We start from the raw sequence: 7,353 nt of genomic DNA, 5'->3' as shown, positions 1-7,353 counted from the left end.
GAATTGGTAGACGCACCAGATTTAGGTTCTGGCGCCGCAAGGTGTGAGAGTTCAAGTCTCTCCTTCCGCACCATTATCGGAAAACCCAGCATGACTTTGCTGGGTTTTTTCTTTTTTTGGTTCTGGACTCGGGAAATCATTAGATTTGCCGAATTAAAAAAGCGAGCTCATGGCTCGCTTTTTTTCTATCTGTGATTTGAGTAGCTTACTACATACCTAACGCGTATTTCAGTACTTGAGCCTTAATTGGCCCTGAGTTTTCAGCAAGCTTCAATGCAGCATTACGTACGAACTTCAATGGCCCTAGATCGTTGCTAAAACCTTTATAGAAAAAGTCCATGCCCGTCTGCATGAGTAAGTTGTCAGGTCGACGTGCGCGTTCGTATTTCGCGAGTAAGGTATCTTCCAGCTTTTCTTGTTGTTCTGTTACCGAAAGGAGAACGTCTACATCTTTGAAGCCTAAGTTTACCCCTTGCCCTGCAAGCGGGTTGATCGTATGGGCAGAGTCACCCACTAATACGCAATTTTTGCTTGAGTAGCTTTGCGCATGACGACGAGTGAGTGGGAATGAGCCAAACTGTAAAACTTCAATATCGCCTAATTCTGCAGGGAAATGACGTAAGATTTCTTCCCTTAGTTGAGGTTTACCCATCGCACACAGTTGTTTAATACGTTTAGGCGAGTCATACCAAACCAAAGAACCTTGGCCTACTATTTGACCATCGTCGTTACTCAAAGAGCACAGAGGTAAAAATGAACGTGGGCCTGAAGGTGTAAATTGTTGCCAAGTAATATCTTGCTGAGGCAATTCTGTTTTCACGTTAATCAACATGCAGTGTTGTCGGTAATCCCACGCAGTTACACCAATTCCAGCCAATTGACGAACTTTAGAGTTTGCACCATCAGCACCAATCACCCAGTTAGCTTCAAACTGCGCCCCACTTTCTAGTGTCACAAGATTTACATCTGCAAACTCAATGGCTTTTAATCGCTCAGGACACATCACGGTTAGATTTTCATACTTAGAGAAGACTTGCCAAAGACCTAATTGGATTAGGCGATTTTCAACGATGTAACCTAGCTGATCCAATGACAATTCATCAGAGTGAAAACGAGTACGGCACTCTGGGTGCTCCCAAGTTTCTAACCGCCGATAAGGACAAACTCGCATGCTCTTGATCTCTGACCATGCTCCGAGTGAATCAAGTAACTCCACCGACTGGTGCGAGATTGCAGATACACGAATATCCATCGCCTGAGCGGCATCAAAAACTTTAGGTTTTGTACCTTCGACCAAGACAACGCTTCTGCCCTGCTTGGCAAATCCAACAGCGACGGCTGCCCCGACCATACCGCCACCGATCACGGCGATGTCATACTTGTTCATTTTTCACTCTTCATCGTGCTGATTAATTGGCGTTTTTTATTGTACTTTCCATGGCTATTTTTACAAAATTGTTTAACAAAAAACCTTGTTCTGCATAGGGCGAAAAACTAGATTTCATCGGGCTTTGCAGAGAATTAGCTAGATCACTAGTCAGGTGCTTTTTAAAGCAGTACAATACGCCGCTTACCGCCGTGATGGCGGCTATAATTTGAGCAATAGCTCTCCGATTTAAGTACAACTGAACGAGCGAAAGTGAGATGAGTAAGAAACTGCTAATTAAAACCTGGGGCTGCCAGATGAACGAATACGATTCATCAAAAATGGCCGACCTGCTTAATGCTGCAAACGGCTACGAGCTGACGGAAGAGCCAGAGGAAGCAGACGTACTTCTACTTAACACCTGTTCGATCCGTGAAAAAGCGCAAGAGAAAGTTTTCCACCAGCTAGGCCGCTGGAAAACACTAAAAGATAAAAAACCTGGCGTAGTTATCGGTGTAGGTGGTTGTGTAGCAACGCAAGAAGGTGACCATATTCGTGAACGTGCACCATACGTTGACGTTATTTTTGGCCCACAAACTTTGCACCGCCTACCTGAGATGATCAAACAATCTCAGTCCGATGATGCACCAGTTATGGACATTTCGTTCCCAGAGATCGAAAAATTCGACCGCCTACCTGAACCTCGCGCTGAAGGTGCGACAGCATTCGTTTCTATTATGGAAGGCTGCTCTAAGTACTGTACTTACTGTGTCGTACCGTACACTCGTGGTGAAGAAGTAAGCCGTCCAATGGATGACGTACTGTTCGAAATCGCCCAACTTGCTGAACAAGGCGTACGTGAAGTAAACCTTCTGGGTCAAAACGTAAACGCGTACCGTGGTCCTATGCACGATGGTGAGATCTGTTCATTTGCAGAACTGCTTCGTTTGGTTGCGTCTATCGATGGTATCGACCGTATTCGTTTCACGACGAGCCACCCGTTAGAATTCACAGACGACATCATCGCAGTATACGAAGATACGCCAGAACTTGTGAGCTTCCTGCACTTACCTGTGCAAAGTGGTAGTGACCGTATCCTAACGATGATGAAACGCCCTCACACCGCTATCGAATACAAATCGATCATCCGTAAACTGCGTAAAGCTCGTCCTGATATTCAAATCAGTTCAGACTTTATTGTTGGTTTCCCTGGTGAGACAGACAAAGACTTCCAAGACACCATGAAGCTAATCAAAGATGTAGACTTTGACATGAGCTTCAGCTTTATTTTCTCTCCACGTCCAGGTACGCCAGCAGCGGATTACCCTTGTGATGTGTCAGAACAAGTGAAGAAAGAGCGCCTTTACGAACTACAGCAAACTATCAATGCTCAAGCGATGCGTTACTCTCGCTTAATGCTTGGCACAGAACAACGTGTTCTAGTTGAAGGTCCTTCGAAGAAAAACCTAATGGAACTACGCGCTCGTACAGAAAACAACCGTGTAGTAAACTTTGAAGGTAGTGCAGACCTAATTGGTCAGTTCGTTGATGTGAAGATCGTAGACGTATTTGCAAACTCACTGCGTGGTGAGCTAGTACGTACTGAAAAAGACATGGATCTTCGTAGTGTGATTTCCCCAACGCAGATGATGGCGAAAACACGTCGCGAAGATGAGCTGGGTGTAGCTACTTTTACGCCGTAAGCTCGTATAAATAGCCATAGAGAGCCTGGTCGTTATCAGGCTCTCACTAAGTGGCAAAAAATGAGAGGCAACATTGAGCAATAAAATCGTAACTCTAGAAATTAACCTAGAACCTTCAGACAACCGCCGACTAGCTAGCCTGTGCGGTCCATTCGATGACAACATCAAGCATTTAGAACGTCGTCTAGGCGTTGAAATTAACCACCGTAGTGACCACTTTACGATTGTCGGTAAACCTCATACCGCATCAGCTGCGCTGGATATCCTGAAAACTCTATATGTTGATACCGCACCTGTACGAGGTGAGATCCCAGATATTGAGCCTGAGCAAATCCATCTAGCGATCAAAGAGTCTGGTGTTCTTGAGCAGAATACTGAGTCTAATATCGAGCATGGTAAAGAAGTCTTCGTCAAAACCAAGAAAGGTGTGATCAAACCACGTACGCCAAACCAAGCGCAGTACTTGGTTAACATGGTCACGCATGATATTTCTTTTGGTATTGGCCCGGCAGGTACAGGTAAAACCTACCTTGCTGTAGCAGCAGCTGTTGACGCACTAGAGCGCCAAGAGATCCGCCGTATTCTACTTACTCGTCCAGCGGTTGAAGCTGGTGAGAAATTGGGCTTCCTACCTGGTGATTTAAGCCAGAAAGTCGACCCATACCTACGTCCGCTATACGACGCCCTATTTGAAATGCTGGGCTTTGAGCGCGTAGAGAAGCTGATTGAACGTAACGTGATTGAGGTTGCCCCTCTTGCTTACATGCGTGGTCGTACTCTAAACGACGCCTTTATCATTCTTGATGAGAGTCAGAACACCACAGTTGAACAGATGAAGATGTTCCTAACGCGTATTGGTTTTAACTCTCGCGCGGTTATCACTGGTGATGTCACGCAGATTGACTTACCTCGTGGTGCGAAATCGGGTCTTCGTCATGCTATTGAAGTACTAAGCGAAGTTGACGACATCAGCTTTAACTTCTTCTTAGCCGACGACGTTGTACGTCACCCTGTGGTTGCTCGTATCGTTAACGCGTACGAGAAGTGGGAAGCACAAGACCAGAAAGAGCGTAAAGAGTTCGAGAAACGCCGCCGTGAAGAACGCGATGCGAAGTTACTAGAAGCAGCAAAAGCCGAACTGAATGCACAAGTTGCTTCAACTAAGGAATAATCATGGCGATTGAACTTGATCTGCAACTGGCAGTCGAAAATGAAGAAGGTCTGCCTTCGCAGCAAGATTTCCAATTGTGGCTAGATAAGACAATTCCTCTCTTCCAGCCACAAGCCGAAGTCACCATTCGTATTGTTGATGAACAAGAAAGTCATACGCTCAACCATGAGTATCGCGGCAAAGATAAACCAACTAATGTGTTGTCGTTTCCATTTGAAGCACCTCCTGGTATGGAAATAGATTTACTTGGTGATTTGATTATTTGCCGCCAAGTTGTTGAAAAAGAGGCGGTTGAACAGAGCAAGCCTCTGCTAGCACATTGGGCGCATATGGTTGTACATGGCAGCTTGCATCTGCTAGGTTATGATCATATAGAGGATGACGAAGCCGAAGAGATGGAGTCCCTCGAAACCGAAATCATGCAAGGTATGGGTTATGAAGATCCTTACATTGCTGAAAAAGAGTAGCTATTGGCCACTCGACAGGGAAAGGCGAACCACCTAAATGACTCTCGTGTTCGCCTCTCTATGTGTGCTATCACACTTCTGATAGCGTTACTTAATTGAGAAACAATGAACGAAGATAATTCTCCCTCTTCTAACGAAGATAAGAAAGAAAAGGCAGAAGGTCCGAGTAGAAAGTCCTTCTTTGAACGTCTAGGTCAACTATTTCAGGGCGAACCAAAAGATCGCCAAGAGCTTGTGGATGTTATCCGCGACTCTGAAGTTAACGACCTGATTGACCATGACACTCGCGATATGCTCGAAGGTGTTATGGAAATCTCCGAAATGCGTGTGCGTGACATTATGATCCCGCGTTCGCAAATGGTTACCGTTGAGCGTACTCACGACCTTGATACCTTGGTTGCTTTGATTACCGATGCTCAACACTCTCGCTACCCTGTGATCAGCGAAGATAAAGACCATGTGGAAGGCATACTTCTAGCGAAGGACTTACTTAAATACTTAGGCTCAGGCAGTAATCCATTTGATATCGAAGAAGTCATTCGACCAGCGGTTGTAGTACCGGAAAGTAAACGCGTTGATCGACTGCTGAAAGAATTCCGTGAAGAACGTTATCATATGGCCATTGTTGTCGATGAATTCGGTGGTGTTTCTGGTCTTGTGACCATTGAAGATATCCTTGAGGAAATCGTCGGGGATATTGAAGATGAATTCGATGAAAGTGAAGAGACGGACATTCGTAAGCTGAGCAAGCATACGTTTGCTGTCAGAGCGCTGACAACCATCGAAGAGTTTAATGAGACATTCGGAACCAACTTCAGCGATGAGGAAGTTGATACCGTTGGTGGTATGGTCATGACTGCCTTTGGTCACTTACCTTCTCGTGGTGAACTGGTTGAAATTGAAGGCTACAACTTCAAAGTCACCGCTGCCGATAACCGTCGTGTCATTCAACTCCAAGTGACGATCCCAGACGAAGAAACCCTGGTTGAAGCCACTCAAGAGTAACGCGATACCCATTGGGAATCTCAGAAATTACAATGATGAATGAACTCTTTCATCGCCTTAAGCGGCCCTTAGTGGCCGCTTTTGTTGGCGCCTCTACTACACTCGCTTTCGCTCCTTACCAGCTGTGGCCTATTGCCATTCTTAGCCCTGCAATTCTACTGATTCTTCTTGCTAACCAAACTCCGAAACGCGCACTATGGATTGGTTATGCTTGGGGGTTAGGTCAATTTGCAACTGGCGTTAGCTGGGTTTACGTCAGTATCTCCGGTTTTGGCGGTATGCCGCTCATTGCCAATTTATTTTTAATGGGCTTACTTGTTGCCTACTTGGCTGTTTATTCAGGCTTATTTGCTTGGCTCAACAACAAGCTGTTTCCTCAATTTACGCTCACAAAAGCACTTCTCGCTGCACCTGCTTTATGGCTGATAAGTGATTGGTTGCGTGGTTGGGTGATGACCGGCTTCCCTTGGTTATGGCTAGGCTATAGCCAGATAGATGCTCCACTCGCAAGCTTTGCACCAATTGGCGGCGTAGAACTGCTTACTCTATTTATCCTTATCAGCGCAGGGGCGTTAGCCTATGCATGGATTCATAAGCAGTGGCTGATGGTGATTATCCCTGCGGTATTACTCAGTACTGGCTTTGGGATTCGCAACTACGATTGGGTAACACCCCGACCAGAAGACACGACTAAGCTCGCACTGATTCAAGGTAACGTAGACCAAAACCTAAAGTGGCTACCAAGTCAACGCTGGCCAACCATCATGAAATATGCTGACTTAACTCGTGAAAACTGGGACGCTGACATTATCGTTTGGCCAGAAGCAGCAATTCCCGCTTTTGAAATTGAAGTGCCTTCATTTTTGAGCAATATCGACAGCGCTGCAAAAATGAATAACAGCGCAATCATCACCGGTGTCGTCAACCAAGCTGAAGATCGACAGTTCTACAACAGTATTCTGTCCCTCGGCATCACACCATACGGTGACTACAGCTTCGATTTAAGCGAACGTTACCATAAGCATCACCTACTACCGTTTGGTGAGTTTGTACCATTTGAAGATATTTTGCGCCCATTAGCGCCATTCTTTAACCTACCGATGTCATCGTTTAGCCGTGGGGCTTTTGTGCAGCCAAACATCGTTGCGAATGGCATGCACATGGCACCAGCGCTTTGCTATGAGATCATCTTTAATGAGCAAGTGCGTCAAAATGTGACTGACGAAACAGACTTCATTCTAACGCTTTCAAACGATGCATGGTTTGGTCACTCTATCGGCCCTCTTCAGCATATGGAGATCGCCCGTATGCGTGCCTTAGAGTTGGGCAAACCGCTCATCCGCTCGACTAACAATGGATTAACAGCGGTAACCGATCACAAGGGTAAAATCGTTGAGCAAGTTCCGCAGTTTGAAACTGCAGTACTGCGCGCAGAGCTCACCCCAACCGATGGGAAAACGCCATATCGAATCGTTGGTACTTGGCCATTGTATATTTGGGTAGGGTTAAGTTTAGCGCTGGCTTTCGGTTTAAGAAGAAAACAGAGCTGATAACAGCTTGAAAGTTGACCCGTCCTGATATGGGTTGACACTTTTTAACTAAAACGCTCGATGTACTTCATCGGGCGTTTTGTATTTTAAA

At 45.7% G+C, this 7,353-nt stretch carries 6 protein-coding genes and 1 tRNA gene (1 of these 7 only partly in view); 6 read left to right on the top strand and 1 reads right to left on the bottom strand.

The genetic code is table 11. From position 1 onward, the window contains the following. A tRNA-Leu gene (locus tag R7Z10_RS20985) sits at positions 1-73 on the top strand (it extends 163 nt beyond the left edge of the window). A 135-nt stretch (positions 74-208) separates the two neighbouring features. On the opposite strand, the gene R7Z10_RS20980 is transcribed toward R7Z10_RS20985, so the two are convergent. Further along, positions 209-1,387 carry a 2-octaprenyl-3-methyl-6-methoxy-1,4-benzoquinol hydroxylase gene (locus R7Z10_RS20980; RefSeq protein WP_064369039.1) on the bottom strand — a complete coding sequence of 393 codons (1,179 nt, stop codon included), beginning with the start codon at positions 1,385-1,387 and terminating at the stop codon, positions 209-211. A 257-nt stretch (positions 1,388-1,644) separates the two neighbouring features. Between R7Z10_RS20980 and miaB the strand changes: the two genes are divergently transcribed. From miaB to lnt, 5 genes are all read left to right on the top strand, one after another. After that, positions 1,645-3,069 (top strand): tRNA (N6-isopentenyl adenosine(37)-C2)-methylthiotransferase MiaB, encoded by a 1,425-nt coding sequence (gene miaB / locus R7Z10_RS20975; protein ID WP_005373038.1) that lies wholly within the window; start codon positions 1,645-1,647, stop codon positions 3,067-3,069. A 73-nt stretch (positions 3,070-3,142) separates the two neighbouring features. Continuing rightward, a complete protein-coding gene (locus R7Z10_RS20970; protein WP_005373033.1) occupies positions 3,143-4,240 on the top strand; it encodes a PhoH family protein in 1,098 nt (365 codons plus the stop codon). A gap of 2 nt (positions 4,241-4,242) precedes the next feature. Further along, positions 4,243-4,707, top strand: a complete 465-nt coding sequence (gene ybeY / locus R7Z10_RS20965) for an rRNA maturation RNase YbeY (RefSeq protein WP_005373030.1) — start codon at positions 4,243-4,245, stop codon at positions 4,705-4,707. Between the two features lie 105 nt (positions 4,708-4,812). Next, positions 4,813-5,712 (top strand): CNNM family magnesium/cobalt transport protein CorC, encoded by a 900-nt coding sequence (gene corC / locus R7Z10_RS20960; RefSeq protein ID WP_005384118.1) that lies wholly within the window; start codon positions 4,813-4,815, stop codon positions 5,710-5,712. Positions 5,713-5,744: 32 nt separating this feature from the next. Beyond that, positions 5,745-7,262, top strand: coding sequence for an apolipoprotein N-acyltransferase (lnt, locus tag R7Z10_RS20955; protein WP_005384119.1), 1,518 nt, complete (start codon positions 5,745-5,747; stop codon positions 7,260-7,262). Positions 7,263-7,353 lie beyond the last annotated feature (91 nt).

The sequence above is a fragment of the Vibrio sp. Vb1018 genome, from assembly GCF_033338775.1.
Taxonomy (GTDB): Bacteria; Pseudomonadota; Gammaproteobacteria; order Enterobacterales; family Vibrionaceae; genus Vibrio; species Vibrio alginolyticus.
The sequence above is the reverse complement of the archived record's forward strand: the minus strand, read 5'-3'. Positions and strand labels throughout refer to the sequence as shown.